Raw genomic sequence first — 24,773 nt, 5'->3', positions numbered from 1 at the left:
ACAACAGACAGCCGCGACCGGGGCGGCGCGACGACGACTACGCGACGCCAGGGGCGGTATCACCTCCCACGGCAGGGTCGACGTCTCCATCCGATCCGCCCCCGGGCGTCGGGCGCATTGTCGCGGTGCATTATCCCATGCATTGTTAGGCACGCTTAGAACATTGAATAGCGCGATCTCGACCCACTTATCCTGAATGACGTTGAGTCAAAATCGCAGGAACATCCAGATTAATTTGCCAGTCATCGAAGTAATCAAAGACATCTAATATCTGTGCGAGGTCCATACTGTCCCGCACAGATAGAAAGCAATGCGAACTATCTCGTGGAGTCAACCACCTCGCGGACAACGCTTTTCAGCTATCATCAGGACCTTTAAATGGCAGTCATTCCATCCGATGCATGGTTACATCACAAAAAGTTTGATTCTGTAACGATCAACTGGTAACGCGAGATACTAGTTCTGAGTTCGAAACAAACCAGCGGAATGAGTCAAGATGAACAAGCAGACCAAAGCAGCAATGGCAGCCGGCGCAGGCGCGATCCTGTTGCTCGGCGGCGCCGGCAGTTTAGCTTTTTGGGGCGACGAGAGCGATGTCCTCGACAGCGACATCAACTCCGGTCAACTCTCGCTTGGCGATTGCGCGGACGGCGGCGCATGGACCGATATAACGAAGCCTTCTCCAGCATTGCCGGTCCCGATCACGGATATCGAAGCATTCCTGATCGTCCCCGGCGACAAAGTCTCCTACACGTGCACCACAACCCTGACTGCCACCGGCAACAACTTGGCCGCAGAGCTCACGGCAACCATCGGAGCCGCAACCGGGAACGCTGAACTGGTGGCTGCTCTCGGCACGCCGGAGGTGACTGTAGAACTGGACGGAGTCGACCTGCCCACGGGAACGGCAGTAGAGATCGCCCCCCAGACCAGTGGGTCCGTAGACATCGTTGTCGAGGTGGCCATCGAGTTCGATCCAGCCACGTCCGGGACAATCGCGCAGAACCAGACGGTCAATCTGGCCAACACCAAGCTCAAGCTCGACCAGCTCCCCAACCCAGCACCCTAGTTCGTGAGGAAATATCGGTGGTGGGCACTGGTTTCTGTAGCCGTGCTTGTGCTGACGCTGTTGTCCACGCAACAGACCGGAGCATTGTGGCGTGATCAGGATTCCACGCCCAGTGCCACCATCCGATCAGGCGAGTTGAAAATTCTCGCCGGTGGAGTGAACAACTACCTTTGGGCAGATTTCGGTGGGCAGAACCTCTCACCCGGGTCGGTTGTGCAAAAACCATTGACGATCACTGTCGCGGGCGATACGAATCGCCCGATGAAAACGGTATACCGACTGCAGTCCCTGGCAACGAGTTCAACGGATGTACCGCTGGCTTTTACCGCGTGGATTGTCAGCAATGCGGGTAGCTGCCCGGTGTCGGGTGACCCGAACAACGTTGTCGGCGGTCCCTGGACAAGTTTTCCAGCCCCCACTCCGGCTCGTTCATTGGATACCGGCAACTCCGAGGTGTGGTGTCTTCGAGCCTCCGTCGGGCAAGCGGCTCCACAAAATAAAAGCAGCACCGTTATTCTCGGCTTCCGGACGGACCAAACAGCATGACAAGCACCATTTCCACAGACGATCGGACGGGCGCACTGTGGTGGTTCCGCAGCATCGTGAGCTGGTGCCTGCTTTTCGCGATGCTCGCGGTCTTGACGATCACCATTCTGATTCCGTTCGTGGCCGGTGCCGAGAGATTCACGGTGTTGACAGGATCGATGCGGCCGACATATCCGCCAGGGACTTTGATAATCGTCAAACCAGTTGACATCGACGAACTCCGCATCGGCACTCCCGTCACCTACCAGTTGAAAAGTGGTAAGTCCGCGGTGGTGACCCACAGAATAGTTGGCACAACCCTGAGCGCCCGCGGTGAACGAACTTTCACCACACAGGGTGACGCCAACGACATTCCGGACGAGAAGCCCGTAGTTGAGGAACAGATCAAGGGCAAGGTGTGGTACAGCATCCCCTACCTGGGGTACGTGAACAACTGGCTCACGGGTCAGCAACGTGCGTGGACCATCGGGGTGCTCGTGGTCGGACTGTTCACATACGCGGCAGTCCTGATGATCAGCGCCGTGCAAGACGGGCGAAGGGCCCGACGCGAGAAGTCGGTGACAGAGGATGCAAGCCATGCCGATTCGCATTGATCGAGCAGCACTCAAAGAGACGATCAGCGGCCCGCTCGGAGTGAGAATACGTGCGCTACTTGCCCTTTGCATGATTTTTGGCTTCGGCGCCGTGGGCACCCTCGCCCTGTGGAGCAACTCCGCGACTGCAACGTCGGGCGAGTTCAAGACAGGTGTTGTCGATCTACGTGTCAATGGCGTCAAGCAGCACCCATTCGCTGGTTCACCAGGGTCCAGCATGGCGGGCATGTTGCCCGGAGAAAGCCAGGCGGTGACGTTGACAGTGCAGAATACGTTGTCGACGCTCCCGATCACGTACACGATGGCCGCCAGTACACCGTCCGGGAGTCCCGTCCTCGGCAACTATCTACGAATGACTGTCCACAGCACGGGAACCCCCACGAATGGAACCTCAGGTGGTCTGAGGAACGGGACTTGCAGCGGTACCGTGTTGGGCACTTCGCTACTGAATGCAGGTAGCTCAACCCCGGTGGTGACCCAACCCCGACCTCTGAGCGCAGGAGTCGGTGGTACTCCAAGCACCAGCACGCAAGCTCTGTGCATCATCGTTGCGCTGGCTCAAGAAGCTCCCATCACAGTGCAGGCCCAGGCGGTAGCGAGCATCACGCTGAACTTCAGTGCGACGTCGACATGAGTGAACTCGTAGTTCCTGTCCCCGTGCGACCACGGCACAAGCGCCTTATCCGTGAGATCGCGCTGACCGTCTCCGCCCTAGCCGGCCTGTTCTGTTTGATCGCGATGCTCGCGGCGATCTTCTTCGGTATCACTCCCCTGGTGTTTCGTTCGGGCTCAATGGAGCCCACCATCTCCACCGGTGCACTGGCATTCGCACAGAATGTGCCGGCAGCAGACATCAAGGTAGGCGATGTCGTCAGCGTTGAAAATCAACAGGGCATTCGCATCACACACCGCGTCGCATCAGTTGACTCGACCGCGGACGGAGCCGTCTCGATGACACTTCGGGGTGACGCGAACGGTGTGCCCGATGCCGAGAGTTACGTGGTCGATTCGGCGGAACGTATCGTCTTCCATGTCGACGGTCTCGGTTACCTCGCAGCATGGCTCGATACTCCCGCCGCGAAAATCCTCGGTGGCGGTGTCGCACTTGGCTTGCTGTGGCTCGTCGTATTCCCCAACGGTCGGCGCCCGTCATCCGATACCACCGAAGTCTCCGGATCAACGACCTCCGGTCGCAAGGCAGGCGAGGTCTGCCTAGTAGCCCTCGGACTGGCAACGGTCATAGTGATCGGTGCCGGACACTTTCAAGGCACCATGGCCGCATACTCCAGTTCGGCCAGCGGCACAACAGGTTCGTTCACCGCGAAAAGTCAGTTCGTGCCACGTATCGACAGCATCGTGAGCGGTTTGAATTATGTGACCTGCCAGGACGATCTACCAGGATATCCCCGGAGTACGCCCACCATCAGCTGGCGACACATCGGCCCGCCCTACCAGTACCGCGTGATACTCCGCGAGTCGATCAGCGGCGCCATCTGGCGAACATGGGATATCACGCCGGCGAACACGGTCGCCGCCGGTACAACGCTCTCCGCGACCCTGAACGCCTTCGGCTTTCCCTCGAGCCTTTCCACGACCTCATACGACGCTGAGATCCACACGATGCTTCCGGGCGGGGCTGTCTCACCAGATTGGCGGGGCTACCGGGTCACCAGAGACCCGACCACCTTGGCTCGCGAGAACATGAGATGCGCCGTGGTTGCTCCGTATCAGGCAGATCAAACGGGCGGATACATCGCGCCGCCATCATCTATCAGCTGCGCGAACAACGTGAAATCAGCCACCATCGCCTGGGCCGCGATCCCAGGAAGCACCTACCAGGTCAGCATTCGTGATCCGTTGACTGGCAACGTAGTCTACTCGGCCATCGTCGCCGCCCCGTCCGTCACGATTCTCTACGCGAACCTGAGCGGCCTCACCGGCACCACCGCACGAGCGGAGATTCGTACGCGGACAGTGAGCGGAAACTTCTCCACCGGGTACGCGTCGTATAACCTCACAGCCGATTTCTCGAACGGCGTCGTCTGCGCTGGTGCCGGGCCATCCGCAGCGCGAGTTCCACCCAGCTCCACTTCGTCTACCACCCCGACGACAACGCCCGCGCCAACGACCACACCGTCAACGACGGACACCGAACCAGTGCCGTCGAACACTCCGCCCAGCGACACGAGTACGACCGCGCCGCCCATCACAACGACGCCCACTCCTGATATCCCTGTGGAACAACCACTTTCGCCGGCCACGCGCTCAGCCTCGGGAGACTATTCAGCCCAACTGGTGCAGGCAGCCACGGGACCGGTCGTCATCATCCGCGACGCGTCGGATGCGGAGGAATATCGCACACCGGCATCAAACGACACCGTTGCCGAATGGGTCGACGGCTCAGACGAGTTGAAGGTTACAGACTCGTCCGGAGCCTGGACCCTCGCTCGCACGTCTGGGAGATGGGTGAAATCTCCGTATGTATCAACGGTTCCCGAGACACCGACCTCCGACGGTCCAATGCCGCCGCCGGCGGAGCAGCCGCCATCAGCAAGCGAAGACGTCCCCGCCGAAGGTTAGTTCGCCACCACACGTCAGTTCTGGCTTATTTCAGTTGCCATTTCACGGTCACGCTGAAACCGACCGTCTGCTGCCCTGGTTCGAGCGGAACCGAACTGTCCAGCATCGCGCTCCGTTGTTCAGATACCGGAGCCGCCTGCCCTGATGTCGTCTCGTCGATCGTCAGCACGGCGCCGAGATCATCACCTGACAGATTCGCGTATTGCTCAGCGCGACTCCGTGCGTCGTTGAAGGCTTCTTCCCTGGCGTTGTCCACCAACGCGGAATCGTCGTCGATGACAAACGACACATTGCTGATCCGGACGTCGTTACCCCCGGCCTCGGCGGCGACCTTGAGCACGTCCGACCCCTTGGCGAGATCGCGGATGTCCACCCGGATCGAGTTGGTCGCCCGGTAACCCGAGATCTGGCTCGAACCCCCTGGAGCCGGACTCGTGTAGTCGGGAGAGACAGTGACCTGCTGGGTCTGCACATCTTCGCGGGGCACACCGGCATTCACCACCGCATCGGTCACTGCGGTGATCTGCGCGTTGGCGGCATTGATCGCAGTGGACACGTCGTCGCCGGTCGTCTCGACCCCGATGTCGACCCGCAGCGTGTCCGGCGCACCCTTGACCTCACCGCTGCCGACCACCGTCACCGATCGCTGGTTCCCCGGATCCGACGGATTGTCGTCGCCGCATGCGACCAATGCGAGCATCAGCACCGCGGAGCCGGCAACTGCCATGGCAGTCCTGCGGGGTTTCGGTGCGTTCAGCGCTTGTGCGCGGGCATTTTTCGAAGGTTCTCTGTTATCCACGTCAGGACTGTATCGAGGATCGCAGCGCCGTCACCGACAATGCCGACAACAGATCCCACGACCACCGCTCATGCAGTGCGACGTTTCACCGCGTGACCGCGGCGCAGTTGTCAGTGCTCAGATGGACGCCACGCAGCCATTCCCAGGAATGTGATGACGATCTGCTTCTCGGTCCGCCGGATCAACTCTTCTTCTTCACGGGTGTTCCGCGGATCCAGCTCGACCAATTCGGCGACCGCGTGGAGCATCACGGTGACGATCAGATCTCCGGCCACCTCGAGATCATCCGCGGGCCAGTGTGCCAACTCGGGAATCCGGGACAGATCGATGGCCAGCTCCCGGGAGAGCAGCTTGAGCTCGGTGTCGATGGCGCGACGGACCTCGGTGCTGCCGCCGTATTGCTCTCGTACGAGAAACCGGAACTGCGATTCGTTGGCGCGGGCCTGCCGGACCACCACGGCCAGAGAGTCCTTTGCAGTGGGCATCGCCGTGCGGGCAGCGAGATCGCGTCGCCCATCGCGCAACATGCGACGCAGGGTCCGCATCGCATCCTCGACCAGGGTGACACCCACCTCTTCCATCGAGGCGAAGTGCCGGTAGAAGGCTGTCGGTACGATCCCGGCCCGCTTGGTCACCTCGCGCAGACTGATCGACGAGAAGCTGCGTTCACCGACCAATTCGAGTGTCTCGTCGAGTAGCGCCTGGCGGGTCCGGCTTTTCTGCTCGGCCCGGGTCCGCGACACCTCGGCAACACGCTCAGACGACGCAGAATCACGCCGAGAACCACTGTGGGTGCTCGAGCTGTGATGTTTCGAAATCCGCGACACGCAGCTGAGTGTACGTCTGTACACCAGCGATTTCCGCAACCCCGCATTCAAAATGTGCCGGCCGTTACACAAAGAACCCTTGACGACAAGGGGGCCGATGATGCGACACTGCTAGTGAACAGTCGTGCACTGAACGAAAGGACTCGACCATGTCGAGAACCATTTCCAAATTCCTCGGCCCAGTACTCGAAGCTGCCCTCACCCCCCACGCGGTCGATCGCTACCTGGAGCTGATCGATCCCCGCATCACCTGGAACGAGATGCGCGCCGAGATCGTCGACGTGCAACACCGCTCCCCACGGTCGGTGACGCTGCAACTGCGTCCGACCCGCCAGTGGACCGGATTCGAAGCCGGTCAATTCATCCAGGTCAGCACTGTAGTCAACGGTGTTCGGCATACGCGCTGTTACTCACCGGCCAACAGTGCCACCACGCGGGACCACATCGAGCTGACAGTGACCGCGCACGACGACGGAGTCGTCTCCCGGCACCTGCGCGACCACGCCGCACCCGGACAGGTCCTGGGACTCTCGCCCGCGGCCGGGACCTTCACGCTGCCCGCCGCGCGACCCGACCGGATGATCTTCATCAGCGGCGGCAGCGGTGTTACACCTGTGCTCTCAATGTTGAGAACACTTGTAGCCGAGAACTATCGTGGTCGCGTCGACTTCATCCACTACGCGCGCAGCGCCGACGATCACCCGTACGCTCGTGAGCTCGGCGCAATCGCCGCAGACCACCCCGAGTGGAACATCGACACGCATTTCACCCGCCCAACCGGCGACAGGTCGTTGGCGGAGCACTTTCGCCCCGAGCACCTGCCCAGCGCCCATGCAGTGGATACGCCGGTCTTTCTCTGTGGCCCGTCCGCGCTCCACGACAGCGTGCGTGACCACCTGACGGACATCGGTGCGATCGACAATCTGCACATCGAGCAATTTGTGCTCACCACACCGGCCGACGATGACGATGCCCCTGCACACGGGCAGATCAGCTTCGCCGCCAGTGGCAAGAACGCACCCAACAACGGCGCGTCGATCCTCGAACAGGCCGAGAGCGCCGGATTGCAACCAGAATTCGGCTGCCGGATGGGCATTTGTTTCTCGTGCAGCGCGATCAAACGCTCTGGGCTGACCAAGAACATCCTCACCGGCGACACCGACACCGAATCCGATCAGCACATCCAACTCTGCATCAGCAAGCCGGTCGGCGACTGCGTCATCGACATCTGACACGTCGGCGAAAGCCCCCCGCCTGCCCTGACACCCCAATTTCCGACACCTCTATAGGAGTCACCATGACCACCACAGAACTCGTCCTGACACACGAAAAGGTCGAAGAACTCGGCCACGAACTCGACGCACTGCGCGCCCGGGTCGTCGCCGACCTCGGCGACGCCGATCGTGAGTACATCTACTCCATCATCAAGACGCAGCGCGCCCTTGAGGTTGCCGGACGCGCCCTGATGTATTTCCCGTTCATCCCACCGGCCTGGCTTGCCGGCGTCGGGGCATTGAGTGTCTCGAAGATCCTCGACAACATGGAGATCGGACACAACGTCATGCACGGCCAGTACGACTGGATGCGTGAACCCGGCCTGAACTCACGCGAGTTCGAATGGGACACAGTCTGTCCGGCAGATCAGTGGCGACACAGCCACAACTACATGCACCACACCTTCACCAACATCGTGGGCCAGGACCGCGACATCGGCTACGGCATCCTGCGCATGGACCGCGACCAGAAGTGGAACCCCTACTACCTGGGCAACCTCGCCTGGGCGAGCGCACTGATGGTGCTGTTCGAATGGGGTGTGATGCTGCACGACCTCGAGACCGAGAACATCCTGGCAGGCAAACGTAAGTGGACCGATGTCAAGGGTCTGGTGAAGGGCATGTGGCGCAAGGCCAGCCGACAGGTCGTCAAGGACTACGTCATCTACCCCGCACTCACCGGTCCGTTTTTTGTCAGCACGCTGGTGGGTAACGCGAGCGCCAACCTGGCTCGCAACCTGTGGACGTTCTCCATCATCTTCTGCGGCCACTTCCCTTCCGGTGTACAGACTTTCAGCCAGGAAGAGACCAAAGACGAAACCCGTGGCCAGTGGTACCTGCGTCAGATGCTCGGGTCGGCCAACATCAGCGGCACGCCGTTGTTCCACATCATGAGCGGCAACCTCTCGCACCAGATCGAGCACCATATCTTCCCCGACATCCCGGCCAACCGTTACCCGCAGATCGCCGGCGAGGTCCGCGAACTCTGCGAGCGCTACGGATTGCCTTACAACACCGGCAGTTTCAGCCATCAGATCGGATCGACCTGGCGGAAGATCGCCCGGCTGTCATTGCCCAACTCGTGGCTGGCCGATGATGCACAGTTCAGTGTTAAGGTCGAGTCCAAAGTTGCTGCCTAACGCCGAATCTTCTGACGAAATGGGACGATTCCGGCATCGACACGGAAGGCCCGCATGGTCTCGCAATTCGAACGCAACAAGGACATCGCCCAGGAGCTGATCGAACAGACCACTCATCGGGTCGGGCGGATCGCGTCGATCATCACCGGAGCGGTCGTCGACGTCACCAGGGAAATCGGTGATCTGATCACCGACGGCATCGAGATGCGTGAGGCGTCCAAGCGCGCACGTATCGACGAGACCGAACGCACAGACGGTCCGAGCATTTAGATGACCGCGCCGATCTACGAGCGGCGCAACCTCGCGATGGCGATCCTTGCCTTCGCAATGTTCATGGATCTCATGGACGTGACGATCGTCAACGTGGCGATCCCTTCCATCCGCGGTGATCTCGACGCCTCCCCGGCACAGATCGAATGGTTGGTCGGCGGCTACGTGTTGGCGTTCGCCAGTGTCCTCATCACGGCCGGACGTCTCGGGGACCGTTATGGACGCCAAAAGGTCTTCCTCATCGGAATCGTCGGTTTCACCCTGGCTTCGGTCCTGGCGTCCACCGCGCAGACCGGCAGCATTCTGGTGGCTTCGCGGGTGCTGCAGGGCTTCTTTGCCGGGCTGATGGTTCCGCAGGTTCTGGCCAACGTGCAGGTCCTCTACCGTCCCAAGGAACGCGCGCCGGTCTTTGCGATCCTCGGCACCATCACCGCGATGGCCGCGGTGATCGGTCCGGTTCTCGGCGGCTGGTTGGTCACCGACAACCCGTTGGGTGGCGAGTGGCGGGCGATCTTCTTCATCAATGTCCCGATCGGCATCATCATTGCGGTTGCCGGCTGGTTCCTGATCCCCGACACCAAGTCCGAGAAGGTCACCAATCTCGATCTACTCGGCGTGGTGCTCGCCGTGGGTGGCGTCCTGTTGCTCGTCTATCCCCTGGTGGAGGGGCGACAACTGGGCTGGCCCACCTGGTCATTCGTGATGATGGCGCTGTCGCCGGTGGCGTTGGCCGCATTCGTGTTCCAGCAACGGCGACGCACGACCGAGGGCAGCGCGCTAATCCCCCTCCGTCTGTTCGGTAACCGCGGGTTCGTCGGTGGTTCGGCCATCCAGTTCCTGTTCCAGGGCTCGATCACGTCGTTCTTCCTGATACTGGCGCTCTACGTACAGGTCGGTCTCGGCTTCGAGGCCATCACGGCCGGCGCGATGACGCTGCCGTTCAGTATCGGTGCCACGATCGCCGCCGGTATCGGAGCCGCGTTGACCACTCGACTCGGACGCAACCTGCCGTTGATCGGTGGCCTCATGATGAGCGCAGGCACCGCCTGGACCATTGTGGTGATCCGAGACGCAGACGCGGCGTTCTCGAGCTGGGACACGGTCTTCCCGATGGCACTGGCCGGTCTCGGTCTGACCATCATGTTGGTGCCATTGCTCGATATCGCGCTGTCCACGGTGGACGTGTCCGATTCCGGTGCGGCGTCGGGCACGTTGAACACGTTCGCCCAGATCGGCGGCGCGGTCGGTGTGGCCGTCACCGGCGTGCTGTTCTTCGGTGAGGCCGGTCGCTACACCCAGCCAGAACTGCTTCATGCATTCACGATCGCCGCCTGGGTGCCGATCTGCGGATACGCCCTATGTGCTGCGGCCAGCTTCCTGTTGCCCGGGCTCAATGCCGTCAAAAAGCACGCCGAAGAGCAGGAACGCCTCGCCGAACTGGAAGAATCCAGCCCCGCCCAGCCCCGATGATGTGGTGTTTGGGCGAACAAAAGCGCAGGTGAGCTGCACCAAAACAGCACACCATCGGGAGATGGAGGCGCGGTGGGCGCAAATGTTGGGTGGTACGGGTCCGATCGGTAGCCTGGGCCGGTGCTGACTTTTCCGAATCCCGTCACGACTATGCCGCGCGATCGACTGCCGGCCTGGTGGTCCTGCTCGCCGTGGTGGCGATCGTGATCAACAATCCCGTCGTGTACGCGGTACTCGCGATCGGGTTTGCACTGCGGGTGGCGTCGGGACCCACGCTCTCACCGTTCGGACAACTTTCCGTGCGGGTCATCGTTCCGCACTTCATCAAGAGGACAAAGCTGGTTCCCGGACCGCCGAAGCGGTTCGCTCAGACGATCGGACTGGTCTTCAGCGGTTCTGCGCTGATCCTGTCGCTGTTCGGCCTCGGACTGGCCGCCCAGATCCTGACCGGACTGCTTGTGGTGGCCGCACTTCTGGAGTCGGTCCTCGGTTTTTGCATGGGCTGCACCATCTTTGGCTTCCTGCAGCGCGCCGGTGTGATCCCGGAGAGCGTATGCGAGGCCTGCAACAACATTTCGCTGCGCACATCCGTCACCCACTGACCAGGTCACTCAGGGATCGGGTCCGCGGCGGCCAGAACGGATTGGTGCAGGGCACGTACCAACCGGATGAAGTCCTGCCGTTCTGCCGGGGTCAGAGGCCCGAGTATTTTTCCTTCCGCACGTTGAATCGCGGCCTGGGTCCGATCGCGAATCTGCTGCCCCTCCGCCGTCAGCGCCACCAGCCGGACGCGGCGGTCGGACGGGTCAGGTCGGCGCGTGATCATCCCCCGCCCTTGCAGGTTGTCCAAAATCGGGATCAGACGCGATTTGTCCGCACCGATTGCCGCCGCCAACGCCTGTTGGGTCCGGACCGGCCCTTCTCTGAGTTCCAGCAGCACGGAATACGCCCACATGGTCAGGTCATTTTCGGCCAAGATGGGTTCCTCGATCTCGACCAGGGCTCGGACCAGCGGCAACAACATCGCTGCCAGATCTGGTCGCGGTTGTTCGTTCATGTCATCAAACTATCGCGTTCGGGCTATCAATAAGCAGGTTGCATACGATATGCTGCTGCTTATGAATATTTTGCAAGCTTCTCACGCCCAAGCCGTGCAACTCACCATCGATTCAGTGCAATTGATCTCGCCCGACCAACTGATGAGTCAGACCCCATGTGCCGAGTGGAATCTGGTCGAGCTCCTGGACCACATGACCGTGCAAAACAATGGTTTCGCCGCAGCAGCCGCCGGCAACGGTCGCGACGACGCACTCTGGATCACCGGAACGCAGCGCGACGATCCGGTCAGCGACTACTTGGAATCGGCCACCGCGGTGACCACGGCATTCGCGCAGCCCGGCGTCGCCGATCGACACTTCTCACTGCCGGAACTTTCGCGCGATCAGACATTCATCGGCTCACAAGCGATCACCATGCACCTGGTCGACTCCTTCGTCCACGCCTGGGACGTCGCGCGTGCCATCGGTCGTCGCATCGACCCCGATCAGAAGCTGACAGAGCTGGTGCTACAAATCGCTGAGCAGATTCCTGATGCCGAAAACCGCAGCCGGACCGGTTCCCCGTTCGGGCCACGAACCGCACCCCCGGCCAATTCGACCGGACTGGACCGGACGCTGGCACTGCTCGGGCGCTCACCGCAGTGGCCAGCGATCTGAGCCTGCCACTCACCTGTCAGCATCCATCAGTGGCTCCGCCACCGGGTGACAGCCATCAGTCCGCAGAACGAGGTCAGTCGACGTTCAGCAGCGAAAGCGCGATTCCGTCGAGGATGTCGTGTTCGGAGACAACAAGATCGGTGATTCCGGTTCGCTCCCCGATCATCTCCGCGAGTTCGAGTGTCACCAGCGATCCGCCACCGATGACGTCGACGCGGCCCGGATGCATCGGCCCGAGCACGGCCCGCTGCGCCCGTGGCATCCGTACCAGGTCCCAACACACCTGCGACAGCCGCTCGAACCCGATCCGCGAGAGATGGATTCGCTCCGAGTCGTACTCCGGGAGGTCTGCAGCCAGGGCCGCCAGGGTGGTCATCGTTCCGGCCACACCCACAAACGTTTTCGCCCCATCGACGTCGACGTGCGAAAAAGCCTCGCCCAGAAGCGTTTTGATCACCGAAATGGCATCGGCGATCTCGGCGTCGGTGGGCGGATCGCTGTGCAGGCAGCGTTCGGTCAGCCGGACACAGCCGATATTGGCCGAATACGCGGCGTGGACACCGTCGCCGTCACCCATCACCACCTCGGTGGACCCGCCACCGAGATCGACAACCACAAACGGACCCTGCGCGGGGTCGAGGTCACCCACCGCACCGGCAAAGCTCAACCGCGCTTCCTCATCGCCGGAGATCACCTCGGCGACCGCACCGGGTGACACCGCACCGAGCAGTTCACGGGTCATCGCAAAGAACTCGTCACGGTTGGCGGCGTCCCGGGTGGCCGAGGTGGCCACCATCCGGACTGCGCTGACACCGTGGGATTGCATGACCGTCACATAGTCGGCCAGTGCGACGCGGGTACGTTCTATCGCCTCATCGGCGAACGCACCGGTGGCATCAACACCCTGTCCGAGCCGGACAACCCGCATCTCGCGATGAAGATCGATCAGTCCGTCTTCTCCGGCGGCAGCCACCAGCAGGCGGATCGAATTGGTGCCACAATCAACCGCTGCGACAACGTCGCTCATGAATCCTCTTCGCGTGCAGGCAGTTCGGGCCAGTCGGCCGGTATCGCGCTGCCACGCAGTCCGGCTGCGGCAGCCAACGACACGGCCTCGTCACCAAACGGATTCAGACCCGGACCCTTTGCCAGCGAATGCGCGATCAAGACGTGCAGGCATTTGACCCGGTCCGGCATGCCGCCGCCGGTGAAGTCGGTCCCCAACGACTCGATCGCATCGCGTTCGGCGAGATACGACTCGTGGGCCCGACGATATTGCGCGGCCAGCTCTGGATCTTCGGCCAGGCGGGCCGTCATCTCCCGCATCACCCCTGCCGATTCCTGTCGACTCGCCTCGGCGGTCAGGCGCGGATCGGTCAGGTAGTAGAGCGTGGGAAACGGTGTGCCGTCGGGCAGCCGCGGAGCGGTCTTGACGACCGCGGGCCGACCGTCGGGCGTGCGATAGCTGACCTCGAGCACTCCGCGGGGCAAACGTCCCAGCTGCTTTGCGATGACGTCGAGATCATCTTGGGAGACTGATTGATTGGATTCTGAATTACTCATTTTTTCTCGGGCACAGATACCGATTCCCACAGGTTGGTGTACCAGGGGTTCTGTGCCTGCTTCTCCGCCTCACGCTCTTCGTCCGTCTTGCCCGGAGGTACCGGGTACTGCATCACCAGAGGCTTCTCCCCTGGCATCACAAACTGCAATCTTTCGCGCGCCTGCGCCTCGATGTAGGCCGGGTCGCTCTGCTCGGCGACCTTCTCTTCGTAATCGCGAACCTCTTGCTCGAGTTGCGAATTGCCTGCCCGCAATTCGTCGAACTCGGTCTGCTGCGAGAAGTACGTCCGCATCGGTACCGCCAGCGACAACGCCAACAGACTGAGCACGGCGGCGAGCACCACGGCCCGCTTCGGATTGATCGCCTCCCACCGCGACGACAACGCCGCCGCGGTCCGCGGCAACGTCATCGTCGGCGACATGGCGGTCCGCGATGTGGCCCGGGCCCGGGTGGGGCCGGGGCCACCGCGACTGCGCGACCCCGACCGTGCCGGCCGGGCTCCGCCGTCGGCCTGCCCACGGCCGCGCTCACGACGGGATCCGTCTTGCGATCCCGTTCGGCGACTACGTCTTTCGGCCATGGCTTACGCGTCCGTCAACTTATCGTGCTTCTCAGCCCTCGAAGGAAAACCGCGGGAAGGCAAGATCGCCTGCGTACCGGGCTGCGTCACCCAGGCCCTCTTCGATGCGGAGTAGCTGGTTGTACTTGGCAACGCGCTCGCTACGAGCCGGTGCACCGGTCTTGATCTGTCCACAACCACATGCCACTGCCAGGTCGGCGATGGTCGTGTCTTCGGTTTCACCCGAACGGTGGCTCATCATCGTCTTGTAGCCGCTGTTGTGTGCCAGCGCCACGGCGTCGAGGGTTTCGGTGAGTGTGCCGATCTGGTTGACCTTCACCAGCAGTGCGTTGGCGGCACCGCGGTTGATGCCGTCTTCGAGGCGCTCGGGGTTGGTGACGAACAGGTCGTCGCCGACCAGCTGGACCTTGTCGCCGATGGCCTCGGTGAGCGCGATCCAGCCGTCCCAGTCATCCTCGGACAGCGGATCCTCGATCGAGACCAGCGGGAACTCGGTGAGCAGCGCGGCGTAGAACTCGGCCATCTGTGCAGCGGTGCGGATGCTGCCCTCGAAGGCGTAACCCTTGCCCTCGGTGTGGAATTCGGTGGCGGCAACGTCGAGCGCGAGCGCGACGTCGGTGCCCAGCTTCAGACCGGTGTTGCCGATGGCCTCGCTGATCAGCTCCAGCGCTGCACGGGTTCCGGCGATGTCCGGAGCGAAGCCACCCTCGTCACCGAGACCGGTCGACAGGCCCTTGGCCTTGAGGACGGACCGCAGCGAGTGGTACACCTCGGCGCCCCAGCGCAGGGACTCCTTGAACGTCGGCGCTCCGATGGGCGCGACCATGAACTCCTGGACATCGACACCGGTGTCGGCGTGCGCGCCACCGTTGACGATGTTCATCATCGGGACGGGCAGGATGTGCGCGTTGGGTCCGCCCACGTAACGGAACAGCGGCAGTCCGGCCGACTCGGCGGCACCCTTGGCAACGGCCAGGGAGACACCCAGCAGCGCGTTGGCACCCAGGCGGGACTTGTCGGGGGTTCCGTCGAGGTCGAGCAGCGCCTGGTCGACCAGTCGCTGATCGTCGGCTTCGATGCCGATCACGGCGGGTGCGATCTCACCGAGCACGGCCTCCACGGCCTTCAGAACACCCTTTCCGCCGTAGCGATCGCCACCGTCGCGGAGTTCCACTGCTTCGTGCTCACCGGTCGAGGCGCCCGAGGGTACCGCCGCGCGGGTGAATGTTCCGTCGTCCAGAACAACTTCGACCTCGACTGTCGGGTTACCCCGCGAGTCCAGAATTTCGCGGGCTCCGACCTGATCGATGCTGGCCACGGCTCATCTCCTTCAGATGTTGATCACTGCACGTTCACGCCCGCACCGAGAGGTGGCGCGTATCGCCTTAGAGCCTAATGCCCAACGCAGCCAGATAACGATTGACGCACCGACGCCGATGCAGATGCGATCTGCCCGAAAAGCCTCAGTACGCGACGTTCACCGAATAGGCGTTTGCGTGATCTCGGACGTCGAGGACGTACTGCATCGAGTTGTTGTAGACCTTGACCGCTTTCTCCCAGCCTTCGGGCGTGGTCAGGTCGCCGCCGGAGACGCAGAGGTAGCGCGCCGCGGACAGGGCTGCGTCGTCGATGTTGTCGACGTCGACCACACCATCGCCGTTGGCGTCGACGCCGAAGCGTTCCCAGGTTGCCGGGATGAACTGAAACGGGCCCATCGCCCGGTCGAGCCGATCGTCACCGTCGAGCACACCGCCATCGGTGTCGGCGATCTTGGCGTTGCCTGCCGTCCCGTCGAGCGGTACCCCGCGGATCTCCGGCGAGACGTCGCCACTGGCGGCGATCTGCGCACCGCGATATTGACCGTGTTTGCTCTCCACGCCGGCGATCCCGGCGAGTGTTGTCCAGGTGATGCCGCATTCGGGGTGTTGCTGACGTTGGATCTCCGCTGCATTGCCGTAGGCCTCCAGAGCGACCAGCGGGATCCGGCTCTGCTCGGAGATCGGGGTCGCCCACTCACGCACCAGTTCAGCGGTGCGGCCGGGCGCGTTGATGTCGAAGTAGGGCACCGGCGCACCGGGGTTGGGTGGGATGCCGTCCGGGATCACCACCTCTGGCTTGGACGGTAGATCGAGGCATCCGGCACTCGCCGCCATCACGCCGACGATGGCGCCCACGACCGCAACCCGTCGGGCAATCGCTCGCCGACCACTTCGCGGCTCTCGCCGACGCCCACACACCACCGTCATCCTCACTTCGTCACCATCGACCCGCCACGTTGTGCGGGACCACCATTCCACTGTGCCCGACCGGCCCGCGCTTGCTCGGTATCGAATCGCCGAACGACACGCCGACCTTCGATCAGCTTTGTCCGATTTGCCCGAATACGCAGGTCCCAGGGGTGGGGCATAAAGTCCCCAACATGTCCCAACTCCAGAATTACCGCTCTGAGTTCCCCGGATTCCGTTGTACAGTCGCGTCTTAGGCAAACCGACCCTAACCAGACCCAAGCACAGAGGGAGCACAGTTGTACGTCGCTGACGGCAGTTCGGCACCCTCGGTGGCGACCCAGTTGTTCGGGAGCGGACTGATCGGTCTTCGCGAGGGACTCGAGGCCGGGATCGTCGTCATGATCCTGGTCGCGTTCTTGGTGAAGTCGGGCCGGCGGGACGCCCTCAAATGGGTCTGGCTCGGCGTGGGGGCCGCGATCGTGATGGTGCTGACCATCTTCACCGTGATCCATTACGGCACGTCGACGGTGACCGGACTGACCGCAGAAGCCATCGCAGGCGTCACCTCATTGGCAGCAGTGGCCATCGTGACCTTCATGGTGCTGTGGATGCGCACCGCCGCCGCGTCCATCTCCGGCGAACTCAAGGACTCGATGGCGCGCGCGCTCGAGGTCGGCGCGGGTGCGGTGGTGCTGTTGTCGTTTCTGGCCGTGGGACGCGAAGGGGTCGAGACCGCGTTGTTGATGGTCGGGTACGCCGAGAACACATCGGGCAGCAACTGGCCACTCGTGGGATTGGTCCTCGGAGTGGTCGCCGCCGTCGTTGTCACCGTGTTGTTGTACCAGGGCACCGTCCGGATCAACTTCCAGAAATTCTTCACCTACACCGGTGCATTTCTGGTCGTTGTCGCCGCGGGCATGCTGGCGTACGCGATCCGGGCACTGCAGACCGTCGGCTGGCTCCCCGGATTGTCGAACACGGCCTTCGACATCACTGCACATTATGACCAGTCATCCTGGTACGGAACGATTCTCGCCGGCATCTTCAACTTCCGGCCCGACCCGACGGTGCTCCAGGTGATCGGCTGGGCCGCCTACCTGCTGATCGTGATGGCCTACTTCCTCTGGCCCCGTAAACCGGCCGCGACCAGACCGCAACAGGCTCCTGTCACCGTCTGATCCACCACCTTTGAAGAAAGGCTCCACCCCACATGAACCCAACCCGATCCGCGAAGGCCGTGGCGTTGCTGTGCGCAGCCGTCGTCGGCCCCCTCGTCTTGGCGGCCTGTACCGAGAAGGCCGAGGCCTCTGACGGCGATATCGCCGTCACCTCGACGGATTCGAGCTGTGATCTGGCCACCACGGATGCCGAGACAGGGAACGTGTCGTTCAACGTCACGAACAACGGCAACAAGATCACCGAGTTCTACGTGTACGGCAACAACAATCGCGTGCTCGGTGAGGTCGAGAACATCGGACCGGGACTGACCGGCAAACTGACCGTCGAGATCGTGGAGCCGGGCACCTACGAGACCGCCTGCAAGCCGGGCATGGTCGGAACCGGTATCCGTGAAGAGCTGAACGTGACCGGCGAGACCAAGGAGAAGGCGAAGGTTCCGGCCGATGTCGAACAGGCCAAGGCCTCCTATCTCGACTACGTCCGCGGGCAGGTCAACGGTTTTGCCGATCAAACCGCCGTGTTCGTCGCGGCGATCAAGGCCGGCGACCTCGAGGCCGCGAAGGCGCAGTTCGGTCAGACGCGTACCTTCTACGAACGCATCGAGCCGGTTGCCGAGTCGTTCCCCGATCTCGATCCCGCGATCGACATGCGCTGGGATGACACCGAAGACGGCGCACAGCCGTTCACCGGATTCCACCGCATCGAGCGCTTCCTGTGGGCACCGCAGACAAGCGACATCGGCGAGAATCCGGGCGATGTGACCCAGGCCGACTACGACAACGCCCTGGCGACCGACAACAAGGCCGAAGCCGACAAGGCGGCCGATGAATTGCTGGCCAACGTCAACGCACTCAAGGCCGAGGTCGACAAGCCAGACTTCGTCTTCGAGACCGGCTCGTTCGTGAAGGGCCCGCAGGCATTGATCGACGAGGTCGCGGCCACCAAGGTCGGCGGCGAGGAAGACCGCTACAGCCACACCGACCTCTGGGACTTCGCAGCCAACGTCGACGGATCCGAAACCCTCATCGCGGCAATGCAACCCATCATCGCGGCCAAGAACCCCGAGCTGATGGACAAGATCACCGCGCAGTTCGCGGCCGTGCGCGCCTCCATCGAGGAGTACCAGACGGCGGACGGGTATGAGTCCTACGACCAGGTCCCGGAAGATGCCCGCAAGGCGTTCTCCGATCAGATCGATGCACTCTCGCAGTCGCTGTCGCTGGTACCCGGGCTGGTGATGACGCAATAGTGACCGAACCAGAGGGCACCGCACCCACCCCTGATCAGCAGACCGAGCGCACCGGCGTCAGCCGACGCGCGTTGCTCGGCGCTGCCGGTGTGGGTGCGGCCGCCGTTGCTGCGGTCGGGGGTGTGGCCGTCGGCCGCGCCACCGCAGCCGAACCGAGCGCCGATCCGGCCGATCACATCGTCCCGTTCTACGGACCACGCCAGGCCGGCATCGTCACCGAGGCCCAGGACCGACTGCATTTCGCGTCGTTCGACGTCATCACCGACAACCGCGACGAACTGATCGACATGCTCAAACGGTGGACCGCGGCCGCAGAGCGCATGACCAGGGGTCTGGACACCGTCGAAGGCGGTGCGCTCGGGATGGGCGACTACACGCCGCCTGCCGACACCGGCGAGGCCCTGGGTTTGTCGGCGTCATCACTGACGATCACCATCGGGTTCGGACCGGGGCTGTTCGGCCCCAGTGCCGCAAACCCCACCGGTACAGACAGATTCGGCATCGCCGACCGCAAGCCGGCCGCGCTCACCGACCTCCCGGCGTTTGTGGCCGATGCCATCGAGCGTTCTCGCAGCTTCGGGGACATCGGTGTGCAGGCCTGCTCCGACGACCCCCAGGTCGCCGTCCACGCCATCCGAAACCTGGCCCGGATGGGGTTCGGGGTGGTCAGTGTGCGCTGGTCCCAGCTGGGTTTCGGACGTACGTCGTCCACCACCACGACGCAGGCCACACCGCGAAACATGTTCGGGTTCAAGGACGGAACCGCGAACATCAAATCCGATGACACCGAGGCGCTCGACGCTCACGTCTGGGTTGCCGAGCGCGACAACCCTCCGGCCGCCCAGTGGATGACCGGTGGTTCGTACCTGGTTGCCCGGCGGATCCGGATGGACATCGAACCCTGGGACCGGGCGATGCTGCTCGAACAAGAACAGATCGTCGGACGTTTCAAGGGCAACGGGGCCCCGCTGGGCAAGGTCGACGAGTTCGACGAGATGGACTTCAACATCGGCGACGGCGCAGGCCCACTCGTGCCTCGCAATGCCCACGTGCGCCTTGCTCATCCGGACAATCTCGGGGGTGTCCGGATCCTGCGTCGCGGTTACAACTTCACCGACGGTTCCGACGGGTTCGGGCACCTCGACGCGGGTCTGTTCTTCATCGCCTACTGCCGCGACGCCCATACCCAGTTCGTCCCGATGCAACGAGCGCTGGCGTCCAAGGACGCGATGATGGAATATCTCATGCACACCGGCACGGCTCTGTTCGCCTGTCCCCCAGGCCTGTCCGAGGGTGAATACTGGGGCCAGCACCTGTTCGAATAACGCCCTCACACCCCGATTGTGCGCCCTTGTGGCGAGCATTTCCCCAGGTGAGCGCCGCCAAAAGGGCACACTACTGGGTCAGCGAGGGAAGTGTGTGCGCCAGTCGTCAGCGGTCTTCGGGGCGGTGGCCTCGGCGATGCGGATGTCGGCCATGAATGCCAGAACGTTGCGGCGCAACTGATCTTCGACGCTGGGTCCGTCGGCGGTGATTCGCACCTCGGTGACTTCGGTCGGGATCAGTTCTGCTGGAAAGTCCGCCGCGGCAAGCCTTTCGAGAACCTTCTGGGTCAGCGCGAGTGACGGCTGATTGGTGGCGATACCGTCCAGCACCGATCCCCGCGCCTTTTCGGCGGCCTTCCGCGACTCCCACTCGTCGAGCTGGGCCTGCAGATCGATGCGCTCGCCACTGAGTACACCCTGGGTGCGCGCCGACACCTTGTTGGTGAAAGCCCTTGCCACATCGTCGATGTCGAACGGGTCTTCGGCGCGGTCAGCGGCGATCCGTGCATGGAACAGCACCTGCAACAGGATGTCGCCGAGTTCTTCGAGCAGATGATCACGGTCGCCGGAGTCGATCGCATCGAGGAGTTCGTAGGTCTCCTCCACCAGATAGCGACGCAACGACTCGTGGGTCTGATCACGCTCCCACGGACCGTCGAGGCGAAGTCGGTCCATCAACTCGACCGACGCCAGTAACTCCCAGCCGCTCGGTTGCCTGCCGGACGCGTCGACGTCCTTGGCCTGATCAGACATCGGCACCCTGCCCGGCATCGACACGCATGTTGACGCTGCCCGGATTGCGGCCGTCGATGACCAGCAGCAGATCCGCGACCACCTGAACCAGTTCGACGTCACGCACCCGATCGCTGCCCACTCCACCGGTCCGCGGAATCGGGATCCCGACGACCCCGGTGGTGCCGCGGTACGTCGCCGACGGATACAGCCGCTTGAGCCGAACTTGTTGCGAGTCGAGCAGTTTCAGCGGCGAGACCTTGAACTGGTTGCCCGCGATCCCGACCTCGGTGACACCGAGCTGACGTGCCAGCAAACGCAACTTGGCGACCGACACCAGGCGCAGGACCTCTTCGGGCAGCGGGCCGTAGCGGTCGAGCAGTTCCTCGACAACACCGGTGAGCTCTTCGTCGGTGGCCGCCGACGCGAACTTGCGGTAGGCCTCGAGCCGCAGACGATCGGAATCGACGTAGTCGGGCGGGATGTGCGCATCGACCGGCAGATCGACCCGCACCTCTTTCTCTTCCTCCATGGCGATCGGCCTGCCATCGGCCGCCGCGCGGTAGGCCTCGACGGCTTCACCGACCAACCGCACGTACAGGTCGAAGCCGACGCCTGCGACGTGTCCGGACTGTTCGGCACCGAGCACGTTACCGGCACCACGCAACTCAAGGTCCTTGAGCGCCACGGCCATACCCGCGCCGAGGTCGTTGTTCTGTGCGATGGTCGCCAGCCGCTCGTGTGCCGTTTCGGTGAGTGGCTTTTCGCCGTTGTAGAGGAAGTAGGCGTAGCCACGTTCCCGGCTTCGACCGACGCGTCCGCGCAGCTGATGTAGTTGCGACAGGCCCAGGACCTCGGACCGGTCGACGATCAGGGTGTTGGCGTTGGAGATGTCGAGACCGGTTTCGATGATGGTGGTACACACCAAGACGTCGTACTCACGGTCCCAGAATCCGGTGACGGTGCGTTCGAGGAGGTCCTCCCCCATCTGTCCATGGGCGACGATCACCCGGGCCTCGGGGACCATTTCGCGGATCGCGGCCGCCGTCTTGTCGATGGTGCTGACCCGGTTGTGAACGAAGAAGACCTGTCCGTCACGCAACAGCTCACGCCGGATCGACGCCGCGACCTGCTTTTCCTGGTAGGCACCCACATAGGTGAGCACCGGATGCCGCTCCTCGGGGGGCGTCAAGATGGTCGACATCTCGCGGATACCGGCCATCGACATCTCGAGGGTTCGCGGGATCGGTGTCGCCGACATGGTCAGCACATCGACGTGCGTCCGCAACGATTTGATGTGCTCCTTGTGCTCGACACCAAAGCGTTGCTCTTCGTCGACCACCACCAATCCGAGGTCTTTCCAGCGGATTCCGGTTGCCAGCAGGCGATGGGTTCCGATGACGATGTCGACCGTGCCATCGGCCATGCCCTCGACGACCTTGCGAGAATCACCCACGTCGGTGAACCGGGACAGACCGGCGATCGTCACCGGGAACTCCCGCATGCGATCGGTGAAGGTTTGCAGATGTTGTTGCGCCAGAATGGTTGTGGGTACCAGAACCGCGACCTGTTTACCGCTCTGCACGGCCTTGAACGCCGCCCGGACCGCGATCTCGGTCTTGCCGTAGCCGACGTCGCCGACCACGACACGGTCCATCGGGACCGGGCGTTCCATATCCGCCTTGACCTCACCGATGACGGTGAGCTGGTCGATCGTCTCGGTGAACCCGAACGCGTCTTCCATCTCCCGCTGCCACGGGGTATCGGGCTCGAACGCATACCCCGGGGCGGCGTGCCTGGCCGCGTACAGCTGCACGAGCTCGCCGGCGATCTCGCGAACAGCCTTGCGCGCCTTACGTTTTGTGTTCTGCCAATCGGAGCCGCCGAGTTTCGACAGTGACGGCGTCTCGCCACCGACATACCGGGACAGCTGATCGAGCGAGTCCATCGGGACGAACAATCGGTCGCCGGGGTGACCACGCTTGCTCGGTGCGTATTCGATGACCAGGTATTCACGCCGCGCACCGCCGATGGTCCGCTCGATCATCTCGACGAACTTGCCGATGCCGTGCTGATCGTGGACCACCATGTCACCGGCACTCAGTGCCAGTGGGTCGACCTGGTTGCGACGTTTCGCCGGGAGTCTGCGACCGTCCCGGGCCCCGGTGATCCTGGCACCGGTCAGGTCGGATTCGGTGATGATCACCAGTTGCGCATCGGGCAGCACCAAACCCGACGACAGCGAGCCCCGCAGGACGGTGACCACCCCGGGCTCCGGAGTGGCACCCGAATCAGCATGGCGCACCGGGACTTCGGCATCTCCGAGCCGTTCGACGATGCGGTCGGCAGTACCGGCACCGGCCGAGACCACTGCTGCCCGGCCGCCGGTGGCGACGTGCGCCCGCAGCCCGGCGAAGGTCTTGGCGATTTCCTTCTCGTCGCCGCGGGGCGCCGGGCCCGGCGTCAATGGCAGCTCGGTACCGATGCCGATCGAGCTGTACGTCCACCAAGTGCGCTGCGCGGCAAGGGTTTGTTCGTGTACCTCGTCCAGCGAGCGGTAGGAGCTGTCCTCGAGGTGCAACAGACCGAGGTCGATCGGCGCCAGTCCGCCGCCACCGGCTGCGGTCCACGATGCCTCGAGGAACTCCGCACCGGTCCGAGCGAGATCAGAGGCCCGCGTCCGGACCTTCTCGGGATCGAGGATGACCACGTGGGTACCCACCGGCATCACCTCGGTGAGCAGTTGCATCTGACCCGGGACCAGCGCAGGAATGAGCGCTTCCATCCCCTCGGTGGAGACACCTTCGGAGAGTTTTGTCAGCATCTCGACCACCGACGAATCGGCGGCCATGTCGACCGCGAGGTCGGCGGCCCTGGCGCGCACACCGTCGGTCAACAACAGTTCGCGGCAGGGATGGATGTGGACGAGCTTCATGTCGACTTCGGGTTGACTCCGCTGATCGGCCACCGAGAAGGCCCGCTGCTCGGTGATCTCGTCGCCCCAGAACTCCACGCGAACCGGGTAGTCGGTGGTGGTCGGGAAGACGTCGAGGATGCCGCCGCGGACCGCGAACTCGCCACGTTTTCCGACCATGTCGACGCGGGTGTAAGCCAACTCGACCAGCTTCGCGATCACCCCGTCGAAGTCGATCTCGGCACCCTCACGCAAGGTGATGGAGTCCAGGTCACCCAATCCGGGCGCCAACGGTTGCACCAGTGAGCGAACTGTCGTCACCACCACCTTCAGCGGCGGACCGAAACTCTCCTCGTCGGGGTGACGCAGCCGGTGCAGCACCCGCAACCGCTGACCGACGGTGTCCACCGACGGCGACAACCGCTCGTGCGGCAACGTCTCCCACGACGGGAACTGCGTCACCCGCTTGCCGATGATGTCGCGCAACTGTGCGGTCAGTTCGTCCGATTCGCGTCCGGTCGCGGTCACCACCAACAGCGGCTTCGACGCGGCAGCAGCCAGCGCAGAGACGAGGAATGGTCGCGCCGCCGGCGGTCCCACCAGTTCGAGTTCGGGGGTTCCGAGTTGCCCGCTCACCCCCGTGAGCGCAGCGTCAGAGGCCGCGATCTGGGCCAAACCAGATAGCTGTCCGGTGAAAATTGCAGCAGAGGGCCCAGTCAC

The 24,773-nt window shown here is 63.0% G+C and carries 22 protein-coding genes and 2 pseudogenes; 14 read left to right on the top strand and 10 right to left on the bottom strand.

Annotated elements, in window-relative coordinates; genetic code table 11:
* Positions 1-496 precede the first annotated feature (496 nt).
* The 5 genes from AC56PL_RS22005 to AC56PL_RS21985 are packed head-to-tail and all read left to right on the top strand — an operon-like array spanning position 497 to position 4,788.
* Positions 497-1,069 carry an alternate-type signal peptide domain-containing protein gene (locus AC56PL_RS22005; protein ID WP_495517980.1) on the top strand — a complete coding sequence of 191 codons (573 nt, stop codon included), beginning with the start codon at positions 497-499 and terminating at the stop codon, positions 1,067-1,069.
* Between the two features lie 3 nt (positions 1,070-1,072).
* Positions 1,073-1,615 carry a hypothetical protein gene (locus tag AC56PL_RS22000; protein WP_495517981.1) on the top strand — a complete coding sequence of 181 codons (543 nt, stop codon included), beginning with the start codon at positions 1,073-1,075 and terminating at the stop codon, positions 1,613-1,615.
* The gene (locus AC56PL_RS21995) at positions 1,612-2,208 is read left to right on the top strand and encodes a signal peptidase I (protein WP_495517982.1); all 597 of its coding nucleotides are present in this window, start codon (positions 1,612-1,614) and stop codon (positions 2,206-2,208) included. The genes AC56PL_RS22000 and AC56PL_RS21995 overlap by 4 nt, the downstream gene beginning before the upstream one ends.
* Complete coding sequence (locus AC56PL_RS21990; protein ID WP_497155149.1) at positions 2,183-2,842, top strand: SipW-dependent-type signal peptide-containing protein; 660 nt, start codon at positions 2,183-2,185, stop codon at positions 2,840-2,842. Before AC56PL_RS21995 ends, AC56PL_RS21990 begins: the two co-directional genes overlap by 26 nt.
* The gene (locus tag AC56PL_RS21985) at positions 2,839-4,788 is read left to right on the top strand and encodes a signal peptidase I (protein ID WP_497155148.1); all 1,950 of its coding nucleotides are present in this window, start codon (positions 2,839-2,841) and stop codon (positions 4,786-4,788) included. The genes AC56PL_RS21990 and AC56PL_RS21985 overlap by 4 nt, the downstream gene beginning before the upstream one ends.
* A gap of 25 nt (positions 4,789-4,813) precedes the next feature.
* Here the strand turns inward: AC56PL_RS21985 and AC56PL_RS21980 are convergent, their stop codons facing one another.
* Both AC56PL_RS21980 and AC56PL_RS21975 read right to left on the bottom strand, forming a co-directional pair.
* Entirely contained in the window at positions 4,814-5,515 is a 702-nt protein-coding gene (locus AC56PL_RS21980; RefSeq protein WP_495517984.1) for an SIMPL domain-containing protein, read from the bottom strand.
* 182 nt (positions 5,516-5,697) lie between these two features.
* On the bottom strand, positions 5,698-6,414 hold the full coding sequence (locus AC56PL_RS21975; RefSeq protein WP_495517985.1) for a TetR family transcriptional regulator: 717 nt from the start codon (positions 6,412-6,414) through the stop codon (positions 5,698-5,700).
* Between the two features lie 149 nt (positions 6,415-6,563).
* On the opposite strand from AC56PL_RS21975, the gene AC56PL_RS21970 reads away from it, so the two are divergent.
* The 5 genes and pseudogenes from AC56PL_RS21970 to AC56PL_RS21950 all read left to right on the top strand — a co-directional run bounded on the left by AC56PL_RS21970 (position 6,564) and on the right by AC56PL_RS21950 (position 11,169).
* Positions 6,564-7,646: a ferredoxin reductase gene (locus AC56PL_RS21970; protein WP_497155147.1), complete on the top strand. Its 1,083-nt coding sequence runs from the start codon at positions 6,564-6,566 to the stop codon at positions 7,644-7,646.
* A 65-nt stretch (positions 7,647-7,711) separates the two neighbouring features.
* Positions 7,712-8,827: a fatty acid desaturase gene (locus AC56PL_RS21965; RefSeq protein ID WP_495517987.1), complete on the top strand. Its 1,116-nt coding sequence runs from the start codon at positions 7,712-7,714 to the stop codon at positions 8,825-8,827.
* A gap of 54 nt (positions 8,828-8,881) precedes the next feature.
* Complete coding sequence (locus AC56PL_RS21960) at positions 8,882-9,097, top strand: hypothetical protein (RefSeq protein WP_495517988.1); 216 nt, start codon at positions 8,882-8,884, stop codon at positions 9,095-9,097.
* Positions 9,098-10,567: a DHA2 family efflux MFS transporter permease subunit gene (locus tag AC56PL_RS21955; protein WP_495517989.1), complete on the top strand. Its 1,470-nt coding sequence runs from the start codon at positions 9,098-9,100 to the stop codon at positions 10,565-10,567.
* A 120-nt stretch (positions 10,568-10,687) separates the two neighbouring features.
* Positions 10,688-11,169 (top strand): annotated as a pseudogene (locus AC56PL_RS21950) (DUF4395 domain-containing protein).
* Between the two features lie 5 nt (positions 11,170-11,174).
* On the opposite strand, the gene AC56PL_RS21945 reads toward AC56PL_RS21950, so the two are convergent.
* Entirely contained in the window at positions 11,175-11,624 is a 450-nt protein-coding gene (locus AC56PL_RS21945; RefSeq protein ID WP_495517991.1) for a MarR family transcriptional regulator, read from the bottom strand.
* Positions 11,625-11,685: 61 nt separating this feature from the next.
* Between AC56PL_RS21945 and AC56PL_RS21940 the strand changes: the two genes are divergently transcribed.
* Positions 11,686-12,282, top strand: coding sequence for a TIGR03086 family metal-binding protein (locus AC56PL_RS21940; RefSeq protein ID WP_497155146.1), 597 nt, complete (start codon positions 11,686-11,688; stop codon positions 12,280-12,282).
* Positions 12,283-12,355: 73 nt separating this feature from the next.
* Here AC56PL_RS21940 and AC56PL_RS21935 read toward each other — a convergent pair whose 3' ends face one another.
* From AC56PL_RS21935 to AC56PL_RS21915, 5 genes are all read right to left on the bottom strand, one after another.
* On the bottom strand, positions 12,356-13,309 hold the full coding sequence (locus AC56PL_RS21935) for a Ppx/GppA phosphatase family protein (RefSeq protein WP_495517993.1): 954 nt from the start codon (positions 13,307-13,309) through the stop codon (positions 12,356-12,358).
* A complete protein-coding gene (locus AC56PL_RS21930; RefSeq protein WP_495517994.1) occupies positions 13,306-13,845 on the bottom strand; it encodes a DUF501 domain-containing protein in 540 nt (179 codons plus the stop codon). Before AC56PL_RS21930 ends, AC56PL_RS21935 begins: the two co-directional genes overlap by 4 nt.
* On the bottom strand, positions 13,842-14,426 hold the full coding sequence (locus AC56PL_RS21925) for a septum formation initiator family protein (RefSeq protein ID WP_495517995.1): 585 nt from the start codon (positions 14,424-14,426) through the stop codon (positions 13,842-13,844). Before AC56PL_RS21925 ends, AC56PL_RS21930 begins: the two co-directional genes overlap by 4 nt.
* 31 nt (positions 14,427-14,457) lie before the next feature.
* Positions 14,458-15,744 (bottom strand): phosphopyruvate hydratase, encoded by a 1,287-nt coding sequence (eno, locus tag AC56PL_RS21920; RefSeq protein ID WP_497155145.1) that lies wholly within the window; start codon positions 15,742-15,744, stop codon positions 14,458-14,460.
* Between the two features lie 145 nt (positions 15,745-15,889).
* On the bottom strand, positions 15,890-16,579 hold the full coding sequence (locus tag AC56PL_RS21915) for a lytic murein transglycosylase (protein ID WP_495518409.1): 690 nt from the start codon (positions 16,577-16,579) through the stop codon (positions 15,890-15,892).
* 371 nt (positions 16,580-16,950) lie between these two features.
* Here AC56PL_RS21915 and efeU point away from each other — a divergent pair, with 371 nt between their 5' ends.
* From efeU to efeB, 3 genes are read left to right on the top strand one after another with little or no spacing between them, the layout of a single operon-like run.
* Complete coding sequence (efeU, locus tag AC56PL_RS21910) at positions 16,951-17,832, top strand: iron uptake transporter permease EfeU (protein WP_497155144.1); 882 nt, start codon at positions 16,951-16,953, stop codon at positions 17,830-17,832.
* Between the two features lie 32 nt (positions 17,833-17,864).
* Positions 17,865-19,082 (top strand): iron uptake system protein EfeO, encoded by a 1,218-nt coding sequence (gene efeO / locus AC56PL_RS21905; RefSeq protein WP_497155143.1) that lies wholly within the window; start codon positions 17,865-17,867, stop codon positions 19,080-19,082.
* Positions 19,082-20,407, top strand: coding sequence for an iron uptake transporter deferrochelatase/peroxidase subunit (gene efeB, locus AC56PL_RS21900; protein WP_495517999.1), 1,326 nt, complete (start codon positions 19,082-19,084; stop codon positions 20,405-20,407). Before efeO ends, efeB begins: the two co-directional genes overlap by 1 nt.
* A gap of 78 nt (positions 20,408-20,485) precedes the next feature.
* Here the strand turns inward: efeB and AC56PL_RS21895 are convergent.
* Both AC56PL_RS21895 and mfd read right to left on the bottom strand, forming a co-directional pair.
* Positions 20,486-21,118 (bottom strand): annotated as a pseudogene (locus tag AC56PL_RS21895) (nucleoside triphosphate pyrophosphohydrolase); the annotation flags it as partial.
* Between the two features lie 34 nt (positions 21,119-21,152).
* A complete protein-coding gene (gene mfd, locus AC56PL_RS21890; RefSeq protein WP_495518000.1) occupies positions 21,153-24,773 on the bottom strand; it encodes a transcription-repair coupling factor in 3,621 nt (1,206 codons plus the stop codon).

The sequence above is a fragment of the Williamsia sp. Y721 genome (assembly GCF_059683565.1).
The sequence above is the reverse complement of the archived record's forward strand: the minus strand, read 5'-3'. Positions and strand labels throughout refer to the sequence as shown.

Bases quoted from the DNA above. Each gene is read 5' to 3' on its own strand.
- AC56PL_RS22005 (WP_495517980.1), top strand. From the start codon at position 497: ATGAACAAGCAGACCAAAGCAGCAATGGCAGCCGGCGCAGGCGCGATC.
- AC56PL_RS21995 (WP_495517982.1), top strand. From the start codon at position 1,612: ATGACAAGCACCATTTCCACAGACGATCGGACGGGCGCACTGTGGTGG.
- AC56PL_RS21990 (WP_497155149.1), top strand. From the start codon at position 2,183: ATGCAAGCCATGCCGATTCGCATTGATCGAGCAGCACTCAAAGAGACG.
- AC56PL_RS21985 (WP_497155148.1), top strand. From the start codon at position 2,839: ATGAGTGAACTCGTAGTTCCTGTCCCCGTGCGACCACGGCACAAGCGC.
- AC56PL_RS21980 (WP_495517984.1), bottom strand. From the start codon at position 5,515: ATGGCAGTTGCCGGCTCCGCGGTGCTGATGCTCGCATTGGTCGCATGC.
- AC56PL_RS21970 (WP_497155147.1), top strand. From the start codon at position 6,564: ATGTCGAGAACCATTTCCAAATTCCTCGGCCCAGTACTCGAAGCTGCC.
- AC56PL_RS21965 (WP_495517987.1), top strand. From the start codon at position 7,712: ATGACCACCACAGAACTCGTCCTGACACACGAAAAGGTCGAAGAACTC.
- AC56PL_RS21960 (WP_495517988.1), top strand. From the start codon at position 8,882: ATGGTCTCGCAATTCGAACGCAACAAGGACATCGCCCAGGAGCTGATC.
- AC56PL_RS21955 (WP_495517989.1), top strand. From the start codon at position 9,098: ATGACCGCGCCGATCTACGAGCGGCGCAACCTCGCGATGGCGATCCTT.
- AC56PL_RS21945 (WP_495517991.1), bottom strand. From the start codon at position 11,624: ATGAACGAACAACCGCGACCAGATCTGGCAGCGATGTTGTTGCCGCTG.
- AC56PL_RS21940 (WP_497155146.1), top strand. From the start codon at position 11,686: ATGAATATTTTGCAAGCTTCTCACGCCCAAGCCGTGCAACTCACCATC.
- AC56PL_RS21935 (WP_495517993.1), bottom strand. From the start codon at position 13,309: ATGAGCGACGTTGTCGCAGCGGTTGATTGTGGCACCAATTCGATCCGC.
- AC56PL_RS21930 (WP_495517994.1), bottom strand. From the start codon at position 13,845: ATGAGTAATTCAGAATCCAATCAATCAGTCTCCCAAGATGATCTCGAC.
- AC56PL_RS21925 (WP_495517995.1), bottom strand. From the start codon at position 14,426: ATGGCCGAAAGACGTAGTCGCCGAACGGGATCGCAAGACGGATCCCGT.
- AC56PL_RS21915 (WP_495518409.1), bottom strand. From the start codon at position 16,579: ATGGCGGCGAGTGCCGGATGCCTCGATCTACCGTCCAAGCCAGAGGTG.
- efeO (WP_497155143.1), top strand. From the start codon at position 17,865: ATGAACCCAACCCGATCCGCGAAGGCCGTGGCGTTGCTGTGCGCAGCC.